Genomic DNA, 23,521 nt, shown 5'->3' with positions numbered 1-23,521 from the left:
AAGCATCAAATAACATTAGAGGTATTTATACGCCCTTCTTGATTGAAACAACAATGTTTATTGTTTCTTTCGTTTGTCGGTAATGATCCACTTCCCATCGGTAAAAAAGACGAGCCAACCTGATGGTTTACTACCTTCTTCGGTACGAACATAGTTCTCTTTACTCTTACGACTAAAACGAACTATAGACTTACGGCCATCTGGATCCTTTTGTGGTGCGTCAGCAAGATATTGATATTTTTTTGGAATACGATCTTTAAATCTAGTTAATTCTTCAACCAAGGGTGCACGAGTTTCACGAGACTTCGGAAAGTTGCTTGCTGCCAAGAACAAGCCTGAAGAACCCTCACGTAATACAAAGTATGCATCTGAATCTTTACATGGAAGTTCAGGAAAGTGAACAGGATCTTCCTTAGGTTTTGCAACCTCTCCATTTTTCAATACCTTACGCGTATTTTTACAGATTACAGAAATACAATCCATGTACTTCCCGAAGCGGCCATTTTTCAATGCCATGTCAGAACCACACTTATCACACTCAACCACAGGACCGTCAAAACCACGTGGTTTATACTCACCTTTCTCAACCAAATAACTATCACAACTTGGATTGTTGCCACAAACATGTAGCTTGCGTTCCCTGTCGATAAGGTAAGCATCCATCGCCGTTTCACATTTTTGACAACGTTTTTTCGCGCGCAATGCTGCGGTTTCAACATCTTCTTCTAAAACGTTAATTATGCCTTCTTCGTCCATTAGATTGATGGTGGTTTTACAACGTTCTTTAGGTGGTAATGCATAGCCAGAACAACCGAGGAACACACCTGTAGATGCGGTACGGATCCCCATTTTTCTAAAACAAATAGGACAATCAATATCAGTTAGTACAATACTATTGGGTTTCATACCCCCATCTACTTCGTCCAATTCAGCTTTCTTCAGATCATCACTAAAAGATTTAAAGAAATTATCCAGTACTATTTTCCAATCCTTGATACCCATGGCAATTTGATCAAGGTGTTCTTCCATACGCGCAGTAAAATCATAATCCATAAGGTCAGCAAAGCTGTCATCAAGGCGATTCGTTACAATTTCACCCATCTTTTCAGTATAAAAACGACGTTGTTCAACGCGAACATAACCACGATCTTGGATAGTCGAAATAATAGAAGCATAGGTCGACGGTCGACCTATACCGCGTTTCTCAAGTTCTTTAACTAACGCAGCTTCAGTGAAGCGAAATGGTGGCTTGGTAAAATGCTGTTTTGAATTAACTTTTTTCAATATCAGCATCTCATTCACATCGACGGGAGGTAACGTGATACCCTCGTTCTTCCACATTGGATGCTGAACACGTATCCAACCATCGAAACACAACATATGTCCTTTTGCTTTCAGGGTAAACTCTCCCGCTTTTGCGGTAATGGTACTCGAGTCATATCTCGCTGGCATCATTTGACAAGCAACAAACTGGCGCCAAATCAGATCATACAGACGGTGTACATCTGCATCCATATTTTGTAAATTGTCTGCTTTTACGTCAATCCTTGAAGGTCGAATTGCTTCATGCGCTTCTTGAGAATTTCCTTTTGAAGGATAGACGATTGCTGCAGACGGTAGGTAATTCTTACCATATTCACTATCAATGAATTCACGAACTGTTTCAACTGCTTCTTTGCTCAGGTTAGTTGAATCTGTACGCATATAGGTGATATAGCCACTTTCATATAGACGCTGCGCCAGCATCATAGTTTTCTTAACACCAAACCCCATTCTGGAACTCGCAGATTGCTGCAACGTAGACGTAATAAACGGTGCTGTTGGTTTGCTAGAAGTTGGACGATTTTCACAGGATGAGACTTTATAAGTTGCGATTTGTAAGGCTGATGTTGCAGCCATGACTTCCACTTCACTCACCGGTTTGAATACTTCACCATTTTTCTGAACGACCATTAAACGAAGTGAGTTTTTGCTCTCCGTTATTGTATCGGCGTGAATATCCCAATACTCTTGCGAGATAAACGTCTTAATTTCATGTTCACGTTCAACCAGTAACTTCACAGCGACGGATTGAACACGTCCAGCAGACAAACCACGGGCTACTTTCTTCCATAATAGTGGTGAAACCATGAAACCCATCACACGGTCTAGGAAGCGACGTGTCTGCTGAGCGTTCACGCCATTCATGTTCAACTCACTAGGAGTTTGGAATGCTTTTTGTATAGCATTTTTAGTTATTTCGTTAAACACTACGCGTTTGAAGCGTTTTGCATCACCACCAATAATTTCCCGTAAGTGCCAAGCTATAGCTTCTCCCTCACGATCTAAATCCGTTGCAAGATATATAACATCCACTTTTTTCGCTAGCTCTCGGAGTTCAGATACGACCTTTTCTTTACCTGGCAATATCTGATAGTCAGCTTTCCAATCACAAAAAGGATTGATACCCATCTTGTTAATCAGCAAATTTCTTTCTCTTTCATTTTTTACACACTTTTTTTCTGCTGCATTCAACCGTCTGGTCAAACTAGGTACGACTTTTTTTCTCCCATGAGCTGAGCTGATAGGCAAATCTCGAACATGCCCCACACTCGATTTAACGATAAACTCTTTGCCCAGATATTTATTAATCGTTTTTGCCTTCGCTGGGGATTCCACAATAACGAGAGATTTACCCATAGTGACCAATACGCCCTCGCGTCTAAAATTTAATCTATTGATTTAAATCGTATGATTTTGCATGCGACACTCCAACACTATTTATAATATTGAGCGACTAGATCTAAATATCAACCAGTTTTTCCTAGATCCCCAATTGTTTGCAGCTTCTAAATTGTTCTTTATATAACCAATAAACCGCACTTATCAGAGGACACCCATAATTCCATTATACAAAAAAGATAATTATTACCATTCACGGGTGTCTATTTACTATCTTGCCATGAATATTTTCCGCATTAGATCACAATCATGCCAGTATAATACTCATTATATTGCCTTTTATAACCAAAATAACCTAAAAATGCAGGCTCTGGCGAGTATTCCTTATGACATGGTCGATATTATTAGTAAACTGACCCTCACTACCTACTATAGGGGAATCTGGACGTAAAGTTTGTTGTTAAATCTCTGTGGAATAAACTAACTAACCTAAGATGCGTATTAAGATTATATGCAGTTTATGAAAAAATGGATAATTCTCTCTTAACTTACAGAAAAAATGAACAATATTTGCACTGTCGAGGGTGGTTCATTCGCTAACAACTATATAATACAATATCCGAACAGTTAAGCGAGCCAATAATATTCAGGCAGCTGCGACTTCCTGTAGTTGCAAATGCGTTGTCTTGTCCCGAGATCATCTATCCATAGGTGATTATTGTCGCTTGCGTTAAATGGACGGCGTCAATGAATAAAAGGGTTTCATTATTGGTGCAACAGGCTTTGATCTAAATCATAGTGACAGATAAAAGCCCGTTGTTTTTCTACATGAAATCTGCAAGGAGGCACTTTATAACTGAAGCCATCGTAATAGAACCATTTCTCCCTGCCCGTAATTGTACATTACACGCCAAATTTCCGTTTAACATACACGACACCTTAAAAAGGTGTAGAGGATAAATAAAATCGCTGACATGTTCGATGCGTACCATTGCTACGGTGGTTGAAAGGTGGCTGTTTAAATCCCCATTTTTAGACTGTCCATAGCTTTTGAGGTGGAGGAGGACGGTTGTTCCATAGATTCGGAGAGCTTGATTAAGCATCAAAGCAAATTAACTTTCTGATGAAAGTTGTCCTGATTTTATTTTGATACGGGCGGTAACTCACCTATGACGCATTCTATCATGCTGGGTTTCGAGTATCTATTTTTGCTTTTTGATCAAAATTACTGTCATAGTGTATAGCTTGATCCTCCTTTTTATTAAAAATCAAGCATCTTCAATGATTATGGGTGTAGCTCTTACAATGCTGTGGTTCTCACAATTATAAATTTGTGAGCGTTTTCTTCTTTCAGTTCCTTGAAGATAACCTCAATCAACCAAAAATCCATATAAGCGTAGCTTTTTCGAATTAAGTGATTTTAAGGTACGGTTTTTTGGTTAGAACGTATAAGCAATGAATCCAGTAATAAGGTTGACCATAAACCTCACCCAACTTTGGTGCCTAAAATGCTTGATTTTGGGTATATTGCTTAGTTGATCAAAGACTGTCAAAATGATATATTTTTGTCTCAACATAAGACGGTTCCAAAGCTTCATCACCTTTAGTTTCATGTTCTTCCCTGTATTCGTGATAAGACTACACCATTTCGTGGTGTAGAATTTTTTAAGAGGGCTAGATATATGCCCTTCTATCTCTAATAGAGTAATCCCAAAGATTATCGGCCGTATCAGACACTGATTTTCTGATATCAATATTGGTTGTTGTCACCTTTACCGAAATAATACCACCTTGGTCGTTGATGATAAGGTGAAGTTTAACACTATAGAACTAGCCCATCATCCCTTTACCTAGTTTAACCACCCCTCAAACAAGCGATACCGTAGCATATGTAAATTGTGATAAACCTGTAACTTGATAGAATCAACGAACGTGATACCAGTAGGTTTGATTAGGAGGGAGTCAGATAAGAAGAAAGAAAGGGGAGCAAAACTTTTTGCATCAAGTTAAGCATCCGTGTATAGCTGACTCAACCAAGGAATTTACCTGTTAAGTGACAGGTAGACAAATTAAATGTACTACATCTTAAAATAACGAAATCCCGATTGATAAAAAAATATAATAATTGTCATGACTTCACCGATTGAAAAGCGATAGGCTCGATTTTTTGTTTTGAAATTTGAAATCCGATGTTTTTTATAAGCAGGAAGGAGAACTTGACAGAAATCAGCAATATCGGTGAAAACAGCATCCGAATTATGCATGCTAAAGTCCATTTACGACTGATGATTTGATCCAAACGATTAGGTAGTGATTCAGGCATTTAGTTCATTTCTTATGCGCAGTTCAGCTTAAATCATCACAACCTGCGTTGTTTTCCATATATCTGAACTAATCTCAATTCCTCCGATCAGATTATCATGGAATTAAGCGAGCGGTTATAATGGGAAAGACCCAGCACAAAATTAGCAATCTGTAAATAATATAATCAAGCATTAGTAAACCGTGGCTCAGTGACTTTTTGGATAAACTCTCTGCTATTAAGGCATAGCATTGTCTAAAGCATAACGGTAATCATGGCCGTGAGTTTATATTCTCGGATATCGAGATTAAAACGGCACTGATGATGAAAGGTCTTTTTAGGCTCCAACCTCGTGGATTAGAAGGTTTTCTCAATTCTGTTTTTACGTTGATGAATGTCCCGCTGAAATACCCGACATACACCCTGCATTAGTAATCGGTCTAAGACCGTAAAAATTAAGTAACGTTTGCCGAATCGAGGAACGGTCACCGACGTCGTTATTGATACCACAGACCTAAAAGTATACGACCAAGGTGAATGGAAAACGCGTAAACACGGTAAGGATAAGTGGCGTATCTGGCGCAAACTTCATCTCGCGGTTGATGTGTCTACTTATTAGGTTATTGCTGCAGAAGTTAGCTTAGTTTTTATGAGTGACAATGAGGTTTTACCTATATTACTTAACCTATGATGATGAAAGATACAGCAAGTTAGTGCTAATCGAGCCTATGACACAAGAGCGTGTCACCGTGTACTGAAAAACAAAGGAATAACGCCCTGTATTCCACCTCTAAGCAACACAGGATTTTGGGAGGAAAGGCATCCAAAAAAGGAAGCTATAAAGGCGTTGAAAGAGAACAAACTGGCGGAATGAAAAAGGACAGGGGTTATCACAAACTCTCATTAACAGAGACAGCAATGTTTCGCTATAAACAGTTGCTCAGCCCTAAACTCACTCTTCGTAATTACAATGATCAAGTTGGTGAAGCGCTGGCAAATGTGAAAGCGATGAATAAAGTTATAAGATCCGGTATTCCTGTTCACCATCGGATAAATTAAGACTGTAAAAAAGATTAGAAGCAGTGCTTTATAGGCCTGATTTAATCAACAACTCCTATTTAAACGGTTAAACAATTGGGCGCTGACCTCGGAGAATCCATTTCAACAGCAAACGATCGGTTGCTTCAGCCACAGAACCTGCTAACTTTTCAGAAAGCTTCCTCCGTTGCACATAACGGACGCCTAAAACATCCCTTTCTTTCACTGCAGAAACCAGATAATCATCACTGGTCCCTATACAGTCAATCAATCCTAGTGGCAATGCCTGATTACCAAACCAATGCTCGCCTGTTGATACTTTTTCTAAGTTCAGTAAAGGTCGATGATTTACGATAAAATTCTTGAAAAGAATATGGGTTTCATCCAGTTCACTGACAAATTTTTCACGGGCTTTGTCAGTGTTTTCTCCGAACATTGTTAATGTGCGTTTGAACTCACCTGCCGTCAACTGTTCAAATTCAACATTATGTTTTTTAAGTAACTTATTGAAGTTTGGGAACTGTGCAATCACACCAATTGAACCAACAACAGCAAATGGAGCAGCAATAATTTTATCAGCAACACATGCCATCATATAACCACCACTAGCTGCCACTTTATCCACCGAAACGGTCAATAAAATTTTTGCTTGTTTGATACGATTAAGTTGAGAAGATGCAAGGCCGTAGGCATGTACCATTCCACCGCCACTTTCAAGGCGAAGCATGACCTCATCACCGTCTTTCGCAACCGCCAGAATCGCGGTTATTTCTTCACGTAATGACATTACTTCTCGAGCATCAATACTTCCTTTAAAATCGATCACGAACAGGTGCGGTTTGCGGTTTGATTCCAGCACTTCAATTTCAACATGCCTTTTTAATTTATTTTTAGTTTCTTTTTCTTTTGATTTTTTAGACTTTTTTTCTTCTTTATCAAAAGCTTTCAGTGTTATCTCATCATAAAGGTGAGATTCCATCACGTGGATAAGGTCTCTGTGCTTATCCGTCAGGTTGATGATTTCCAATTTTCCTTTCTGATCCTGTTTACCCCCTGCACTTTTTACAATCAATAGAACAGCGATCACTGTAACGGCAAAAGTCAGTATTTTGGCCAGAAATAGACCATAATCAAGCAAGAATTCCAAACTATATTCCTCTATATCAAATAACATACCCTGTTATTCTACTACTACTCATCATCTCACTACTAGTTGACACTGATAATTACCACTAATCTATCTCGGCAGTTCCATCGGAAAAATTCTAATTTATTAGTATAGCTCGGTGTTTTTTGTCTTGCTAATTAGCATTATCTAACCAAAGGAGTGAGCAATACAATTAACTGGCATGAATGCCGTTTATATACCAGTAATCATCCAAAATACTTGATTCTAGTCAGAATCAGGGTCAAGTAGCGAGCTATGAAAGTGACTTGGCAAAGGAAGCGAAAACCAACACTTAAAACCGAACAAAGTGCAACACGTAATGGTAGAATTCGATCCCGAGTAGAAGAGATACTGCTCGGATTAGAAGATTAGAATATTGTGATGGTGATGGTTTATTAAGCTCTTCGTAGCCATAAAATAACCGTCCTTCCCCACCTAAAACAATGAATAGTTTAAGCCTAAATTCCCTGAGTTCAGATCATAACTGTAACAGTTATGATCTAGCGTAGAAGGGGAAGGTTCTGTATTCAATAGATTTTTCTTCGTGTAAAATATCTGCTTTTACATGGTAATTATCATAGCTACCGTTGACGTTAAATGTCGTTTTTTCCCGCAAACAAAAACGGTTAAAAAGTAAGATATCTACCTTGGTGGATACCAACTCTATCGTTGCCAAGCATGTTGCCGAACCTTCCAGCTTGGATATACATACAGGGTTTATCAGGCGGGGATAAAAGAAAAATTGTTGAACTTACTATGAATAATTCAGGTATTCGTAACTCCTTTCGAGTGCTACACATCAGCATTGATATCAGTTATACGAGTTTTAAAAAATTTACACCACACCGTGTAACCACATTCCCTCTTGATGTACTAGAAGTCATGCTTATCTGAAAATGTAGATGAGCAATGGTCTTTCGTAGGTAAGAAAAACACCCTAGCCGACGTTGGTAAGCTTGGGAGCTTAGATTGAAAAAATCATTGCTCACGCATACTGGTGTCGTAGAAGAAAGACATTCCATTTACTTTTAAATCAGTTATCCATATTCAATTTTTCATTTTAGTGCACTATGCACTGAAAGGTTTCAATGTGTAAGATATCTCTTCCCGAGAATAAACACTTTATTGGCAAGCTCTATACACAAAACATTAAGAGGGAAAATTCAACCCTCCGTATACGCTTTAAACGACTCAACCAGAAAACGATCAGATACTCAAAATCAACGGAAATTCACGACAAAGTGACCGGTACATTCATTAAACGGGAGTATTTCCTTTAAACCATAAAAAACTATTGAATAACCTCAGATCTGCATAAACGCTTGCTTATCAAGCCGAATTATCTTGATACGCGGCTTCTTTAGTTGAAATGAATACGCGATGAGCCCTACCACCAAGTTGACCATAAAGCTAATACAACTACGGTGCCGAGAATGCTCGATTTGGGAGATATTGTTTAGTTGGTCAAAAATGGGTTGAATAATAAATCATTTCCGAAGCATCAGGCAGTCCGATAGTTTCATCACTGTGACCGAGATAATGCCCCTTTAGTCATTGATAATGAGGTGTAATTTTAAGCCGAAAAACCACCCCATTATTCCTTTTCCTCGCTTCGCGGTACCTTTAAAAACCTGATATCTGAGAATGTATAGGTTATGACAAACCTGTAGCTCAGACGAATCAACGAAGGCAATCCCTATTGGCTTTGCTTGACGGTGAGTGAGGGAAGAGCTAAAGAGGAGCCAGAATACCTTGCATGAGCATTCGCGTGTATCTGAATAATTCAGGAAATTCGTTGGTGGGGTAGCGGAAAACAAAGTAGATATAATAGGTTTTAAAGTCTCGATATCCAGATTGATGGAAAGCTAGCACTATCGTCATCACTTCAATAACTGAGAGGCGAGAAGGTTTATATTTTGGATACCGGAAAAAATTAGGCGTTTTTCCTATTCAGGGAAGAAAATCTAGCATAAATCGTCGACATTGATGAAAACGGCGTCTAAGTTATTCATGCCAAAGTCCTTATGCAATCGATAGTTTTTTTTAAACGACTAGAGCGCGATTTGGCTATTTAGTTCATTTCTTATGCGTATCTTAGGCTATTTTCAGTAGTAGACAACTGGCTTGCAAGTTATACTGACGAACCATTCAACCTATTGAATACATAACCAGACGATGGAAGGGTTCTATGGCTTTAAATCTTACTTTACCATCAACGACCAAGGAATATAATTTAGGTAAAGATAACAACAACCAATGTTGATGGCAAAAACCCGTACCTGATATGGCCAGATAGTCTCTGGGGATTGCTCTATGGAAATAGAGGGCATATCTCGGGTTACCTTGAAAAAACAACGCGCCAAGAAAGGGGTTAGTTTCACCACGAATACACAGAAGCACATGAAACCAAAGGTGATGAAGTTTTGGGATCATCTTATTATTAAAAAAACAATTTATCATCGAATCAGCCTTTGAACAATTAAATTGTTATGTTTCAAAATAGAGTATTTTCGGCACCGAAGTGATGGAAGATTTATGGGCAACCTTATTGCTGGATTCATTGTTTATATGTTCCCACGAAAAAAGCAGCATTAAGATCACTCGATTTTAAAAAGCCACGCTTATACAGATCTTAGGTTAGTTATAGGTGCCACATTTATCCTCAATATCTAGCTTTACTGTCTACCTAATTACAATCTGTATCTAAATCCTAATAGAAAAGCTTTGTAAATTGATGAATCAAAGGTTAATGAACAACGTTTACCTTAAAAAATAAGATGTTAAATAGACCATTAACCAATGTTTCACTGCAAGTTTTTCAGATATTGCAGACTCTTTGACATTTAGAATAAACGATAAAATAGAGCTACTCAAACCTACATCCTCAAGTGCTTTTGGTATATAAGGGATATTATAACGTGGAGTATCAAGTAACAACCGATGCATTAAACGGAAAAGTTATTTTAGTTACAGGAGCAGGTGAAGGTATAGGGCGACAAACCGCACTTAGTTACGCTCAACATGGTGCAACTGTTATATTGCTAGGACGAACAGTATACAAACTCAAACACGTGTATGATGAAATAGAAGCCACTGGCGGTAGGAAACCGACAATTATTCCGTTAGATCTACTTCGAGCCACCCGTCAACATTACTTGGCTATGGTAAATATCATTGAGCGTCAATTTAACCATATTGACGGGGTTCTTCACAACGCAAGTCTTTTAGGTGTATTATGCCCATTCGATCAGATCGAAGAAAAATCCTATGATGAGATCATGGAGGTTAATGTAAAAGCCCCTTTCATGATGACACAAGCCTTGCTGCCTATACTGCACAAATCTAATGATGGGCGCATCGTGTTTACGTCTTCTTCTGTTGGTCATACTGGGCGCGCTTTCTGGGGCACCTATGCAATATCAAAGTTCGCAACTGAAGGTATGATGCAAGTACTTGCTGATGAGCTTAGAAATACGAAAGTAAAGGTGAATGCAATCAACCCAGGGGGTACGCGCACTAAAATGCGCGCATCGGCATTTCCTGCAGAAAATATAAATAACCTCAGAACACCAGCAGATATCATGCCACTGTATCTTTATCTGATGGCTCCAGAAGGGATAGCAGTCAATGGTCAATGCATTGACGCCCAACAGAGATAAACTTACCTATATAAATCTCCGCACTTCACACAGAGCCAGTCTGTACTGGCTTTTTTCATGTTGATCCCAAACGAGTACGTGATTTGTTTGGAACCCTATGACGAGAGAGAAATTTCTCGGAACGATTTTTCCCTGTGTTACCCAGACAGTCATTACAGAACTTATCCTCCGACTTACCTGCAGAACTAAGTATCCCACCACCACGGAAAGGTTTACGCGTTTTGTTTAATTCAACACGCTCTTCATGGCGACGAACAGCATGACGTATTTTCTGTCGACGTGCTTTACGTTTTATAATTTCTGGAGACATCATGGTTACACGTTCTGGGCAGAGTTCAACCAATTTTCGCAAATAGTTCACATCATCCAGTTCAAGCTCCATCCAGCCACCACGAGGCAGTTCTTTGTTTAGATAAAGGTTACCATAACGTACACGCTTCAAACGGCTTACCACAGTAATACCTTGTGTTTTCCACAAACGGCGAACTTCACGGTTACGCCCTTCAGTGATCACCACATAAAAGGTGCGGTTCATACCTTCACCACCAGCATAAACGATGTCTTCAAAACGGGCTGGTCCGTCTTCAAGATCTACGCCTCTAACCATATTTTTAATCATTTCCTCATTCACTTCACCAAAGACTCGCACCATATATTCACGTTCTATTTGGCGACTTGGGTGCATCAGGCGGTTAGCCAACTCCCCATCGGTTGTGAATAGCATGAGACCAGATGTATTGGCATCCAAACGGCCTATACCTACCCAGCGAGTACCGTTAATACGAGGAAGGCGATCAAATACGGTACGACGGCCTTTTGGGTCACTGCGTGTACACAATTCTCCTTCAGGTTTATTATACGCTAGTACGCGACAGACAACATTAGAAGCGTTGGTAACTTGCACGGAATACCCATCTACACGGATATTCACATTGGTATTATCTAGCCGATCGCCCAACTTAACTACTGTACCATTAATGCTGACACGCCCAGCCTGTATCAGGATTTCGATCTCACGCCGAGAACCAATACCTGAACGGGCTAGAACTTTTTGTAATTTTTCGCTCATTAAAACATTACCCTACTGTCGTATTAATATGTGTAGATGTCAGAAAAAATAATCCTCAAATAGGAATTTGGATCAATATCGTATTATGCCAAATTTGATTTAAACAAACCATGCATTTTCACCTACCTTAGAGTCCATTCAAAGGGTACAGTATCACCTATACCACGACGGATAATTTCAGGCGTTTTTTTGCTAAAATCAATAACGGTAGTAGGTTGTTCACCAAGATAGCCACCGTTCAAAATAACATCGACGGCATACTCAAGCTGATCACGAATCATTTCTGGATCGGACTCAGTATAATCATTGCAGGGCAAGATAAGGGAAGTTGACATCAAGGGTTCACTAAGTAATTCCAATAAACCCAATGCGATACGATTATCTGGTACACGTATACCGATAGTCATACGCTTTGGATTCATCAAACGACGGGGCACTTCTTTGGTAGCCTTTAAGATGAAAGTGTAGGGTCCTGGTGTGTGATTCCTAATCAGACGGTATGCTGTGTCATCAACACGTGCATAAACTGAGAGCTCTGATAAATCACGGCATAAGAGTGTGAAATTATGCTTGTCATTCAAACGACGAATGCGACAAATTCTCTCTAACGCTTGTTTATTTTCCAACTGACAACCGAGTGCATATCCGGAATCTGTTGGGTAAACGATAACACCTCCATCTCGAATAATGGCAACCGCCTGAGTCATCAAGCGAATTTGCGGATTTTCAGGATGAACGTTAAAAAATTGGCTCACTTTTATTCCTCCGAGTTTATCTCTGCCCCTTTAATCACAGGATAATAACCAGTTTTCCACATCCCATAATAACCGTTATCAAATAAAGACTGTATCCTAGTCCTAAGCAAATCAATGGATAATGAAAATTAGAGCCCTGAGAAACAAATAGCTCATAGTAAATTGCATCGTCTACAAATTACGATACAAGATAACATCTTGTTATTAAAGAAAAGAGCATACCATCGTACCAGTTCCTCTAAACGACTCTTGTAAAGGTTTTATCCATTTATCCCTGAGTTTATAACGTCCAACATATGTTAACTACAGATCTCCCACCAAATTTATTTATAACCTCAACTGCTCCTGAGATGGAATACCAATTTAGTGGTACATAACCTGAATTTTTTAAGAACACGCCCTCCGTCATCTAAAATGCACAGGTGTTATATCTTAAACCAACATCAAATACTCTAAAGACACATCGTTAGGAGAGCTATACTTAGGACTCGCTCTACCACATGTATTGAGGATGTGTTCTATCTCGGCAATTTCCTCATTACTGACTTCTTTGAAGTTAGTTCCCTTGAGCATTGTAATTAATCTGAGCTGCGCATAAGAAATGAACTAAATTCCCAATTTGCGATCTGATTGTTTAAAAAAACTATTACCTGCATAAGGACTTGGGTAAAAATAACTTAGACGCTGTTTCCATCGATGTCGAAGATTTCTGCCAGACTTTCCTCCCTACATGGAAAAAGTACCTCATTTCTTCCGGTGTCAAAGAAAGAAGCAAGCCTTCTCATCTCTCAGTTAGCAAAGTGATGACGATAGTGATATCTTTCCATCAATCTTGGTATCTAGACTTCAAAACCTATTACATCCACTTTGTTTATCGCTACCTCACCAACGAATTTCCTGAGTTAGTCAGCTACACGCGAATGCTCAAGCTCATGCAAGGTATTTTAGCTCTGCTTTACTCTTACCTCACTCACCGTCAAGCAAAGCCGATAGGGATTGCCTTCGTTGATTCGTCCAAGTTACAAGTTTGTCACACCTCTGCATACTTAGATATCAGATTTTAAAGGTACTGAGAAGCGAGGAAAAGGAACGATGGGGTAGTGTACAATGACCATTTGCCTGAGCGTCCCCTACAAACTGAGTTCGGCGACATTACCGTCAAAGTCTCAAAGATTTGAGATAAAACAGGGAGCAGGATCAAGTTTAACAGCACACTGATTCCGCCTTATCTCAAGCGAGCCAAAAACATAGAAGAGCTTATCCTTTGGTTTTATTTGCGGGGGATCTCCACGGGCGATATGCAGCCAACCCTAGAAGCGCCCTTAGGTAAGCAAGCCAAGAAGTTGTCAGCAAACAATGTTTCTCGACTCAAGCAGCAATGGGAAGCAGAATGCAACCAGTGGCGTCAGCGCGCCCTAAGTAAATAGCGGTATGTCTACATTTAGGCCGATGGTATTTACTGCAAAGTTTGAATGGATGACAATCTTTGCCTGCTTGTTGTCATAGGTGTCGATGATACCTGCCACAAGGAAATGCTAGCCGTTGTCGATGGGTACAAGGAGTCAGAGGTCAGTTTGAAACACGATAGGGTGCTAAATATCCAAAAGCTGCGGAGTGCCTGACCAAAGATAAAGTAGAAATGCTGGCATTTTACGATTTCCCAGCCGAGCACTGAACATATATCCGAACAACAAACCCAATTGAATCAATGTTTGCAACGGTGAGACGAAATACTGAGATTAACAGGCGTAGCCTGCGAGGCTTTAAATTACTCTCGGATATCATCAAAGGAAAGAAATTCAGAAATGGCATTCGTGAAACAAACATCAATCATCAGGATACTGCTCTGGAAGCTGTATACCAGATTTGACCATAGCTCAATGATAGAAAACCAGTATCGGAAATGGCTAACGAGCTTTTGGTGGATTTCTACGGAAACAAAGGTTATGTATCTGATCCATTGGGTCGGGAACTTGCAGACAAGAGAGTGAAACTGATAACGGGTATGAAAAAACATGAACTCCAAAGTGGGAAACTCTAGAACTGCCCGATACTCCAGAAACGATTTATTATTGAAACCGTTTTGACTAACTAAAAGACATATCCCAAATCAAACATTCTCGGCACCATAATTATATTAGTTTTATGGCTAACTTGCTGGCAGGACTCATCGCGTATTCATTTCAGCCAAAGAAGCCGAGCTTCAAGATAACTCGGCTTGATAAGCAAGCGCTATTGCAGATCTCAGATTAATTAAATCAGGACTATAACGCACTGATCCCAATTCTTTGACAGTCTTAATTTGTCTGTTGGCAAACAGACATACCTAGTTTTATAACTTTATTCATCGCTTTCACATTTGCCAGTGATTTACCAACTTAATCATTGTAATTACAAAGAATGAGTTCAGGACTGAACAACTGTTCATAGCAAAAGATTTCTGTCTCTGCTAATGAGCCTTTGTGATAACTCCTATCCTTTTCCACTTCTCCAGTTTGTCTCATTTCAACGCCTTCATAGCTTCATTTATAGGCTACCCTTCCTCCCAATATCCCGCGTTGCTTCGAGGTGGAATACTGGGCGTTATTCCTTTGTTCTTCAGTACATGGTGACATGCTCATTTGTCATATACTCCATCAGTACTAACTTGTTGTATCTTTCGTCGTAATTAATTAAGAAATGATAGGTAAAACTTCACTGTCACCCACAGAAAATAGGCTAACTTCTGCAGCAATAACCTCATGAGTAGACACATCAACAGTAAGATGAAGTTTCCGCCAAATACGCCGCTTCTCCTTACCTTGTTTACGCGTTTTCCATTTACCTTCGTCATATATTTTAATGCCTGTAGCATCAATAACGACGTGGGCAACAGCTCCTTGATTCATCAAACGGTACTTAACTTTTAAGTTCTTCGCATGCTTACTAATACAGGTATATGTAGGGAATTTAAGCGGGATATTCATCAACGTAAAAACCGAATTGAGAAACCCTTCAAATCCACGAAGTTGGAGTTTGAAAATATTTTTCACCACCAGTGCCGTTTAAATTTCGGTATCCGAAAATATAAACCTACATCCACGATGACCTTGATGCTTTAGATAATGCCAAGCCTTAATAGTAGAGACGTCTATCCAAAAAGTCACTGATTCACGGTTTACTAATGCTTGATTATATTGTTTCCAGTTGCTGATATTGTGCTTGGCTTTTCCCATCATAACTTCCCGCTTAACTCCATGACGATCTGATCCTAGGAATTGTGATTAGTTCAGATATTTGGGAAAACACACCAATTCTTGTATACTGGTGCAAGTTGATCATCCCTCGGAGTAATGAGTTTATTTATATATAGACAGTCCTCAGTAATTTGTATTATATAGAACCTAGTAGGTTGTACGGTCAACACCGCGAAAACTTCAAGTTAAGATATATATAGGCTCTTTATATCTAGCCAGATTTAAGTAAACTCAAGCATCCTGGCTAAAATAGCCATTTTATGTCTAACAAGGATAAGTATCTGAATGAAACAGATTTTCGACTTTATTCCATTGGTCATCTTCTTCTTCTTCTACAAACTTTATGGCATTTATGTAGGCACAGGTGCACTTATCATCTCCACGATCATGCAAGTAATTGCAACATGGATACTATACAATAAAGTGGAAAAGATGCAGGTAGTTTCTGCGGCACTGTTAGCTGTGTTTGGTGGATTGACACTCTTCTTTCAAAATGACGACTTCATCAAATGGAAAGTTACTATCGTTTATACAATGTTTGCAGGTGGTTTGATTATCTCTCAGTACCTAGGAAAGCCACTTATTAAAAGTATACTTGGCAAAGGGATTTCTCTTCCTAATTCTGTTTGGAATAACATCAACCTCGCTTGGATAGCCTTATTTTCCATATTAGCGGTAGTAAATCTGTACGTTGCCTACACACATCCGTTGGATGTTTGGATTAATTTCAAAGTATTCGGTCTTTTTGCAGTGACACTGTCATATACATTGGCAACAGGCATGTATATCTATAAACACTTATCTAAAAAATGAATCTTATAGGAATACAAGGAAAATAAAATAAAGTTCAAATAATAGTGTCCACATAAGGTCGGAACTTCGATACCGACCATCTTTTTATTTCTCAGAAACAGTAACATGCTGGTACCACTATCAGACGTCGATCATATATTAAATATATCTCCGTACAAGATTCCTAACTTTCACATGGTGACAATAACTGTTAATTAAAGAAGGGTATCTGTAATATTAAATACCAAGGCTGCCACGTTAATAGTCAGGCTGACGATCCTCTACAACTTATTGTACACATAACTTCAGACGCCAATTTAAATTGAGATACTTTTTATGACTGGATCATGCCCTGCTTCAGTTGGATTACGCGGATTTAATCGAATGGATTCACATTACAATCTCAGTAGAGAAAATCGTTATTAAAGAACCTGTTGGTTCCTGAATTTAGCTCTAAAGTGTGACATTCCTCAATCAAACTGCTAATGCCATTTTCTAAAAATAACGGCAAGATGATTAAACTCTAAATAACCTGAACTGCGCATAAGAAATGAACTAAATTCCCAAGTTGCGATCTTATTGTTTAAAAAAACCATTGCCTGCATAAGGACTTGGGTAACAATAACTTAGACGCTGTTTTCATCGATGTCGAAGATTTCTGCCAGACTTTCCTCCCTACATGGAAAAAATACCTCATTTCTTCCGGTGTCAAAGAAAGAAGCAAGCCTTCTCATCTCTTAGTTAGCGAAGTGATGACGATAGTGATATCTTTCCATCAATCTTGGTATCTAGACTTCAAAACCTATTACATCTACTTTGTTTATCGCTACCTCACCAACGAATTTCCTGAATTAGTCAGCTACACGCGAATGCTCAAGCTCATGCAAGGTATTTTGGCTCTGCTTTACTCTTACCTCACTCACCGTCAGGCAAAGCCGATAGAAATCACCTTCGGTGATTTCGTCTATTTATGGTCAAATCTGGTATACAGCTTCCAGAGCAGTATCCTGATGATTGACGTTTGTTTCACGAATGCCATTTCTAAATTTCTCTCCTTTGATGATATCCGAGAGTAATTTAAAGCCTCGCAGGCTACGCCTGTTAATCTCAGTATTTCGTATCAGTTTGCAGGCCATTGCCAGTGTCGTTTTTCAGTTTCCACAATTCTTAGTTTTATTCGTTCTTCGTCTCACCGTTGCAAACATTGATTCAATTGGGTTTGTTGTTCAAATATATGTCCAGTGCTCGGCTGGGAAATCGTAAAATGCCAGCATTTCTACTTTATCTTTGGTCAGGCACTCCGCAGCTTTGGGATATTTAGCACCCTATCGTGTTTTAAACTGTCCGAAGGCTTTCTGTGCCTCTTGTTGTGTTTCCATTATCCAAATATCGTGAAGCGTTTTTTCATTCTTAGTTGAACAGATTTTAGAACTTTGTTTAATACATTGGCTGTTTTGTGTACCCAGCAGCACTGATGATGCTGGCGTTGGACAATGCTTTGTCACTGCATTCCAAAAACAGAGAGCGCCATCACCAATGGCGCGTTCAGGAGCGATACTGATATCTTGGGACGTTAGCTGTGACAGAACTCGAAACCAACTGACCTCTGACTCCCTGTACCCATCGACAACGGCTAGCATTTCCTTGCGGCAGGTATCATCGACACCTATAACAACAAGCAGGCAAAGATTGTCATCCATTCAAACTTTGCAGTAAATACCATCGACCTAAATGTAGACATACCGCCATTTACTTAGGTCGCGCTTACGCCACTGGTTGCATTCTGCTTCCCATTGCTGCTTGAGTCGAGAAACATTGTTTACTGACAACTTCTTAGCTTGCTTACCTAAGGGCGCTTCTAGGGTTGGCTGCATATCGCCCGTGGAGATCCCCCGCAAATAAAACCAAAGGATAAGCTCTTCTATGTTTTTGGCTCGCTTGAGATAAGGCGGAATCAGTGTGCTGTTAAACTTGATCCTGCTCCCTGTTTTATCTCAAATCTTTGGGACTTTGACGGTAATGTCGCCGACCTCAGTTTGTAGGTGACGCTCAGGCAAATGGTCATTGTACACTACCCCATCGTTCCTTTTCCTCGCTTCTCAGTACCTTCAAAATCTGATATCTAAGTATGCAGAGGTGTGACAAACTTGTAACTTGGACGAATCAACGAAGGCAATCCCTATCGGCTTTGCTTGACGGTGAGTGAGGTAAGAGTAAAGCAGAGCTAAAATACCTTGCATGAGCTTGAGCAATCGCGTGTAGCTGACTAACTCAGGAAATTCGTTGGTGAGGTAGCGATAAACAAAGTGGATGTAATAGGTTTTGAAGTCTAGATACCAAGATTGATGGAAAGATATCACTATCGTCATCACTTCGCTAACTGAGAGATGAGAAGGCTTGCTTCTTTCTTTGACACCGGAAGAAATGAGGTATTTTTTCCATGTAGGGAGGAAAGTCTGGCAGAAATCTTCGATTTCGATGAAAACAGCGTCTAAGTTATTTTTACCCAAGTCCTTATGCAGGTAATAGTTTTTTTAAACAATCAGATCGCAAATTGGGAATTTAGTTCATTTCTTATGCGCAGATCAGATTAATTACAATGCTCAAGTTAGTGAAGCGCTGGCAAATATAAGAACGATAAACAAAGTTATAAGACTCGGTATACCTGTTCGCCAGCAGAGAAATTAAGATTGTAATAAATATTAAGATCAGTGTGTTATAGGCTTGATTTAATCAACAGCGTCATTTATAACTCTTGAACCAACCTCCTCACAAGATCTAAATCTTCAAGCGTATCAACACCTTTTGGCGGTACTTCTATCGCCATATCTACATGAATTTTTTCACCATACCACAATACACGAAGCTGCTCTAAACACTCAATATACTCAATTGGGCTTGGTAACCAATTAATGTATGCCTTGATAAAGCCAGCTCTATAAGCATAAATACCAATGTGTCGCTTCAAATTAGAGTAGCTTTCCATGGAAATTTTAGCGAAATTATTACAGTTCCATGGGATGGTCGCACGACTAAAATACATCGCATAACCATCTTTATCTGTCACCACTTTCACGACATTAGGATTAAACACCTCGTCGACATGATCAATATTCACGGCAAGTGTCGCCATTGGTGCAACAAAGGTCGTAAGATTTTTAACAACCTGACGAATTACACTCAGTGGAATTAATGGCTCATCACCCTGAACATTGACGATTATTTCGTCGGATGCAATCCTGTACTTTTCTACCACTTCTGACAAACGTTCAGTGCCAGATTGGTGATCCTTGCTGGTCAAACATACTTCACAACCGAAAGAGTCAACTGCATCAAATATGCGACGATCATCCGTCGCAACAATCACTCTTTCTGCACCAGATTTGACTGATTGTTCGTAAACCCACTGCACCATAGGTTTGCCAGCAATATCCATCAGTGGTTTTGCAGGCAAACGGGTAGAAGCATAGCGAGCAGGGATAACGACTATGAATTTCTTCATTTTACTTCTTCAGAAGTTAATTCACGTGCTTCCGTTGTCAACATTACTGGAATGCTATCACGGATAGGATACGCTAATCGATCAAATTTACAAACTAACTCATTGTTATCTTTATTATAGTTCAATTTTCCCTTACAGGAAGGGCACGCCACAATTTCAAGCAATCTGTGATCCATATATATACCTCAACTTCTTAATAGTCTTCATTATTTTAGCGGTGTCGTCTTTGTTAATGTTTACATCAACCGGAAGATACCACCAATTATCAATATCTGGGTTATGTCGCAACATATCTCGGCACTTAACAGCATCTTTTTCTGTCATTACTAGATGACGCCCTTTGTTTGCCAGTACAGTCAACTGGTCAAATTTAAAGTCTTTATGATCAGCGAACGGTTCGCAATGCTGTGGGATGAGATCAATCGACATTAACGTATCAAAAAAACGCTGTGGGTGGCCAATACCTGCCATAGCGATAACTTGTTCAAGAGAGTTAGCACTAACTCTATCTCCAGTTCTTATGTTTACAAGTTCTCTCGGTGTCAATGACATGGCTATTTCGCCTTGGTGCGGTTTTCCACCATTACAAATGACAAAATCTACACTACTGAGACGATCAGTTTGTTCTCTGAGGGGACCAAATGGCACGTATTGTTCGTTACCAAAACGCCGTTTTCCATCCACAATCACCAATTCGACATCTCGATATAGTTTATAATGCTGAAGGCCATCATCAGTGATAATAATGTCTACACCAAGAAGCAGTAGTGATTTAATAGCATCACTGCGTACAGAAGAAATCGCCACCGGTGTACCCGTACGCTGGTAAATCAATACAGGCTCATCACCCGCTTCACAGGCTCTACTATTTTTATCCAATACTAAAGGATAACTTTCTGCTTTACCACCATAACCACGTGATACTACACCTGGTGTCATCCCGAGGGCTATCAGTTTCTCAACCAACCAAATCACGACAGGTGTTTTACCATTACCACCGACGGTAATATTACCCACAACAATCACGGGCACAAATGCTCGATACGCGTTATTCTTACCTTTTAGGAATAAATTGCGTCGATGACGCGCAATAGCACCAAACACTTTGCTCAGTGGCCATAATAAGGGCGCACCTAGCCAACCAAGCAAATGATTATCAAACCAAATTTTATCTATCCATCCTTCCACGATTTAATCTCCGAATTGAACGTGATAAAGTTGCGCGTATTCCCCCTCTTTTTCCAGCAGCGTTGTATGAACACCACGCTCAACAATCTTACCTCCGTCCACGACCAGGATTTCATCCGCGTTTTCAATAGTAGAGAGTCTGTGTGCAATAACTAAGACTGTACGGTCTTTCTTCAGTTCATCAAGTGCCGCTTGAATAGCACGTTCAGATTCAGTATCCAATGCCGAAGTTGCTTCATCCAAAATCAAAATAGGCACATTACGCAGCAATGCACGAGCAATGGCAATTCGCTGACGTTGACCACCCGATAAACGCATACCGTTTTCACCGATTATGGTGTCAAAGCCATTTTCCATATTCCTAATGAAGTCAGCCGCGTATGCTAATTCAGCAGCGCGCTCTATCTGTTCTCTGGTGTAACTTTTTTCCACAGCATAAGCAATATTATTGGCAATCGTATCGTTAAATAGGTGCACGTTCTGGGAAACACTTGCAACATGATTCCGGAGGTTACTCAACGTGTAATCTTCAATGCGAATACCATCTATCATGATGGAACCACTGTCGATATCATAAAAACGCGTCAACAAATTAGCAATGGTACTCTTACCCGATCCAGAACGCCCTACAAGAGCCAACGTTTTCCCAGCCGCCAAGTCGAAACTGATTCCATTCAGTGCAGGTTTGTCTTTATTTGGATAAGTAAAGACAACATTACTCACTGTTATATCACCTTTCACGTGATTAACATGGTACACACCATTATCTTTCTCAGTTTCCATTTCCATTAGCTCAAACAAACTGTTACACGCAGCCATACCACGTTGAAATTGTTGCGTAACATTTGTCAATGCTTTCAAGGGACGCATCAAACCAAACATGGCACAAAATACCACAGCAAATGTACCTGCCGTCAATTCAGAACGGATAGTATCCGTATTAGCCAACATCAGGACTGCAACCAATGCCAATGATGCAATAAACTGAATAACGGGATTAGCAATCGCCTGTGCTGACACCAACTTGATTGTTTGTTGGCGCATTTGGTTGCTGACATTTTCAAAACGCGCTTGCTCAACCTGTTGGCCCCCAAAGCTCAATACGACTTTATGTCCTTTTAACATTTGTTCAGCTGAAGCAGTAACTGACCCCATAGTCTCTTGCATGTTTGTTGCTATTTTACGGAAGCGCTTAGACACAAAACCGATACACCCTGCCACAACAGGTGCAATCAACAACAGAATTGCTGAAAGTGACCAACTATAGTAAAACATTAAGATCATCAGACCAATAATAGATGCACCTTCACGCACGAGGCTGACCAATGAACTACTGGTAGCGTTTGCAACTTGTTCAGAGTCATAGGTAATACGAGATAACAACTCACTAGATGATTCTTTATCGAAAAAGCTTACGGGCATTTGCATGAAATGATTGAACATGCGCCGTCGCATGTTCATGACCACGTTACCGGAAACCCAAGATAATCCATAAGTAGAAACAAAACTTGAAATACCACGGAAAAGCATCAAAATTACCAAGTAGAGTGGCATCATTTTCAGAAAATTGCCGGTTACGCTGTCGTAGGTAAATCCTTCATCCAAAAGGGGCTTAATCATGGCAAGCATCAAAATGTCGCTAGCAGCATTTATAATCAGTGCAATGATGGCAACCATCAAGCCAGCTTTATAGTTGGCAATATATGGCCACAGCTTTTTAAAAATTTCAAAGGTAGTTCTGTCTTGGTAATTTGTCATTCGAATTGCTTATATTTCTGCAAGTAGCAAGCATTCTACCCTTTTCTTTTAGGCGATCAAAACATCTTCAGAGGATCAGCTTCAAGCCATTGAGTAATAACCCGACGACCTCTAATCTTTTACTTGCCCCTTCATAAATTAATAGGGATGATCATTCCTTCAGGTTGAGTCATTTTAAGTATGTCCTAAAGGGCAACTTTCCCTTCTTAATGAGTTACGTATATAGCTTTCCAATAATGTGTTTATTTTAGGTAAGAGATAAGACCTCCGTCATCTGAAATGCACAGGTGTTATATCTTAAGCCGCCATTAAATGCTCTAAAAAGCATAGTTAACCTCAGATCTGCATAAGTGCTTACTTATGCAGATCTGAGATTACTTAGCACCCTACCTA

The 23,521-nt window shown here is 39.7% G+C and carries 17 protein-coding genes and 9 pseudogenes; 11 read left to right on the top strand and 15 right to left on the bottom strand.

Translation table 11 applies throughout. The features are described from left to right. Positions 1–57: 57 nt before the first annotated feature. Positions 58–2,679: a type I DNA topoisomerase gene (gene topA, locus BTN49_RS05780; RefSeq protein WP_097356388.1), complete on the bottom strand. Its 2,622-nt coding sequence runs from the start codon at positions 2,677–2,679 to the stop codon at positions 58–60. Between the two features lie 241 nt (positions 2,680–2,920). Between topA and BTN49_RS13940 the strand changes: the two genes are divergently transcribed. Beyond that, on the top strand, positions 2,921–3,112 hold the full coding sequence (locus BTN49_RS13940; RefSeq protein ID WP_150139367.1) for a hypothetical protein: 192 nt from the start codon (positions 2,921–2,923) through the stop codon (positions 3,110–3,112). Between the two features lie 988 nt (positions 3,113–4,100). On the opposite strand, the gene BTN49_RS17575 is transcribed toward BTN49_RS13940, so the two are convergent. Next, entirely contained in the window at positions 4,101–4,295 is a 195-nt protein-coding gene (locus tag BTN49_RS17575; RefSeq protein WP_423248246.1) for a transposase, read from the bottom strand. A gap of 40 nt (positions 4,296–4,335) precedes the next feature. After that, the gene (locus BTN49_RS20575) at positions 4,336–4,431 is read right to left on the bottom strand and encodes a hypothetical protein (RefSeq protein ID WP_423248245.1); all 96 of its coding nucleotides are present in this window, start codon (positions 4,429–4,431) and stop codon (positions 4,336–4,338) included. A 673-nt stretch (positions 4,432–5,104) separates the two neighbouring features. Here BTN49_RS20575 and BTN49_RS05760 point away from each other — a divergent pair. Next, positions 5,105–6,022 (top strand): annotated as a pseudogene (locus tag BTN49_RS05760) (IS5 family transposase). A gap of 67 nt (positions 6,023–6,089) precedes the next feature. Here the strand turns inward: BTN49_RS05760 and sohB are convergent. Next, a complete protein-coding gene (gene sohB, locus BTN49_RS05755; protein WP_097356384.1) occupies positions 6,090–7,148 on the bottom strand; it encodes a protease SohB in 1,059 nt (352 codons plus the stop codon). Between the two features lie 598 nt (positions 7,149–7,746). On the opposite strand from sohB, the pseudogene BTN49_RS05750 reads away from it, so the two are divergent. Then, positions 7,747–8,449: pseudogene (locus BTN49_RS05750) on the top strand (IS1 family transposase). A gap of 24 nt (positions 8,450–8,473) precedes the next feature. Here BTN49_RS05750 and BTN49_RS22095 read toward each other — a convergent pair. Next, a pseudogene (locus BTN49_RS22095) lies at positions 8,474–9,133 on the bottom strand (transposase). Positions 9,134–9,317: 184 nt separating this feature from the next. Beyond that, a complete protein-coding gene (locus BTN49_RS12920; protein ID WP_146679164.1) occupies positions 9,318–9,629 on the bottom strand; it encodes a hypothetical protein in 312 nt (103 codons plus the stop codon). 458 nt (positions 9,630–10,087) lie between these two features. On the opposite strand from BTN49_RS12920, the gene BTN49_RS05740 reads away from it, so the two are divergent. After that, positions 10,088–10,828, top strand: a complete 741-nt coding sequence (locus tag BTN49_RS05740) for a YciK family oxidoreductase (protein ID WP_097356383.1) — start codon at positions 10,088–10,090, stop codon at positions 10,826–10,828. Between the two features lie 55 nt (positions 10,829–10,883). Here BTN49_RS05740 and rluB read toward each other — a convergent pair whose 3' ends face one another. Together rluB and BTN49_RS05730 are read right to left on the bottom strand one after the other, a co-directional pair. After that, complete coding sequence (gene rluB / locus BTN49_RS05735; RefSeq protein ID WP_097356382.1) at positions 10,884–11,897, bottom strand: 23S rRNA pseudouridine(2605) synthase RluB; 1,014 nt, start codon at positions 11,895–11,897, stop codon at positions 10,884–10,886. A 122-nt stretch (positions 11,898–12,019) separates the two neighbouring features. Further along, on the bottom strand, positions 12,020–12,652 hold the full coding sequence (locus tag BTN49_RS05730) for an L-threonylcarbamoyladenylate synthase (RefSeq protein WP_097356381.1): 633 nt from the start codon (positions 12,650–12,652) through the stop codon (positions 12,020–12,022). Positions 12,653–13,314: 662 nt separating this feature from the next. Between BTN49_RS05730 and BTN49_RS12915 the strand changes: the two are divergent. The 5 genes and pseudogenes from BTN49_RS12915 to BTN49_RS05720 form a co-directional block, all read left to right on the top strand. After that, positions 13,315–13,750 (top strand): annotated as a pseudogene (locus tag BTN49_RS12915) (transposase); the annotation flags it as partial. A 98-nt stretch (positions 13,751–13,848) separates the two neighbouring features. Then, positions 13,849–14,079, top strand: a complete 231-nt coding sequence (locus BTN49_RS20560; RefSeq protein ID WP_097356380.1) for a transposase — start codon at positions 13,849–13,851, stop codon at positions 14,077–14,079. 45 nt (positions 14,080–14,124) lie between these two features. Further along, on the top strand, positions 14,125–14,274 hold the full coding sequence (locus BTN49_RS20555) for a hypothetical protein (RefSeq protein ID WP_158523643.1): 150 nt from the start codon (positions 14,125–14,127) through the stop codon (positions 14,272–14,274). After that, positions 14,244–14,522 (top strand): annotated as a pseudogene (locus BTN49_RS22090) (transposase); the annotation flags it as partial. The gene BTN49_RS20555 and the pseudogene BTN49_RS22090, both read left to right, overlap by 31 nt. Before the next feature lie 33 nt (positions 14,523–14,555). Then, positions 14,556–14,693: a hypothetical protein gene (locus BTN49_RS05720; protein WP_097356379.1), complete on the top strand. Its 138-nt coding sequence runs from the start codon at positions 14,556–14,558 to the stop codon at positions 14,691–14,693. Between the two features lie 256 nt (positions 14,694–14,949). Here the strand turns inward: BTN49_RS05720 and BTN49_RS05715 are convergent. Further along, positions 14,950–15,867, bottom strand: a pseudogene (locus BTN49_RS05715) (IS5 family transposase). A gap of 306 nt (positions 15,868–16,173) precedes the next feature. Here BTN49_RS05715 and BTN49_RS05710 point away from each other — a divergent pair. Beyond that, positions 16,174–16,701 (top strand): septation protein A, encoded by a 528-nt coding sequence (locus tag BTN49_RS05710; protein ID WP_097356378.1) that lies wholly within the window; start codon positions 16,174–16,176, stop codon positions 16,699–16,701. A 590-nt stretch (positions 16,702–17,291) separates the two neighbouring features. Then, positions 17,292–17,639 (top strand): annotated as a pseudogene (locus tag BTN49_RS12910) (IS982 family transposase); the annotation flags it as partial. 15 nt (positions 17,640–17,654) lie between these two features. Here BTN49_RS12910 and BTN49_RS17565 read toward each other — a convergent pair. The 6 genes and pseudogenes from BTN49_RS17565 to msbA all read right to left on the bottom strand — a co-directional run. Next, positions 17,655–18,755, bottom strand: a pseudogene (locus tag BTN49_RS17565) (IS256 family transposase); the annotation flags it as partial. Beyond that, positions 18,755–19,190: pseudogene (locus BTN49_RS12905) on the bottom strand (transposase); the annotation flags it as partial. The pseudogenes BTN49_RS17565 and BTN49_RS12905, both read right to left, overlap by 1 nt. 236 nt (positions 19,191–19,426) lie before the next feature. Further along, positions 19,427–20,182, bottom strand: coding sequence for a 3-deoxy-manno-octulosonate cytidylyltransferase (gene kdsB / locus BTN49_RS05695; protein ID WP_097356375.1), 756 nt, complete (start codon positions 20,180–20,182; stop codon positions 19,427–19,429). Further along, entirely contained in the window at positions 20,179–20,358 is a 180-nt protein-coding gene (locus BTN49_RS05690; protein WP_097356374.1) for a Trm112 family protein, read from the bottom strand. Before BTN49_RS05690 ends, kdsB begins: the two co-directional genes overlap by 4 nt. Then, positions 20,339–21,370 (bottom strand): tetraacyldisaccharide 4'-kinase, encoded by a 1,032-nt coding sequence (gene lpxK, locus BTN49_RS05685; RefSeq protein WP_097356373.1) that lies wholly within the window; start codon positions 21,368–21,370, stop codon positions 20,339–20,341. The genes BTN49_RS05690 and lpxK overlap by 20 nt, the downstream gene beginning before the upstream one ends. A gap of 3 nt (positions 21,371–21,373) precedes the next feature. Further along, entirely contained in the window at positions 21,374–23,128 is a 1,755-nt protein-coding gene (gene msbA, locus BTN49_RS05680) for a lipid A ABC transporter ATP-binding protein/permease MsbA (RefSeq protein ID WP_097356372.1), read from the bottom strand. Positions 23,129–23,521 lie beyond the last annotated feature (393 nt).

Source organism: Candidatus Enterovibrio escicola, from assembly GCF_002464935.1.
In the GTDB taxonomy this organism is placed as follows: domain Bacteria; phylum Pseudomonadota; class Gammaproteobacteria; order Enterobacterales; family Vibrionaceae; genus Enterovibrio; species Enterovibrio escicola.
The sequence above is the reverse complement of the archived record's forward strand: the minus strand, read 5'-3'. Positions and strand labels throughout refer to the sequence as shown.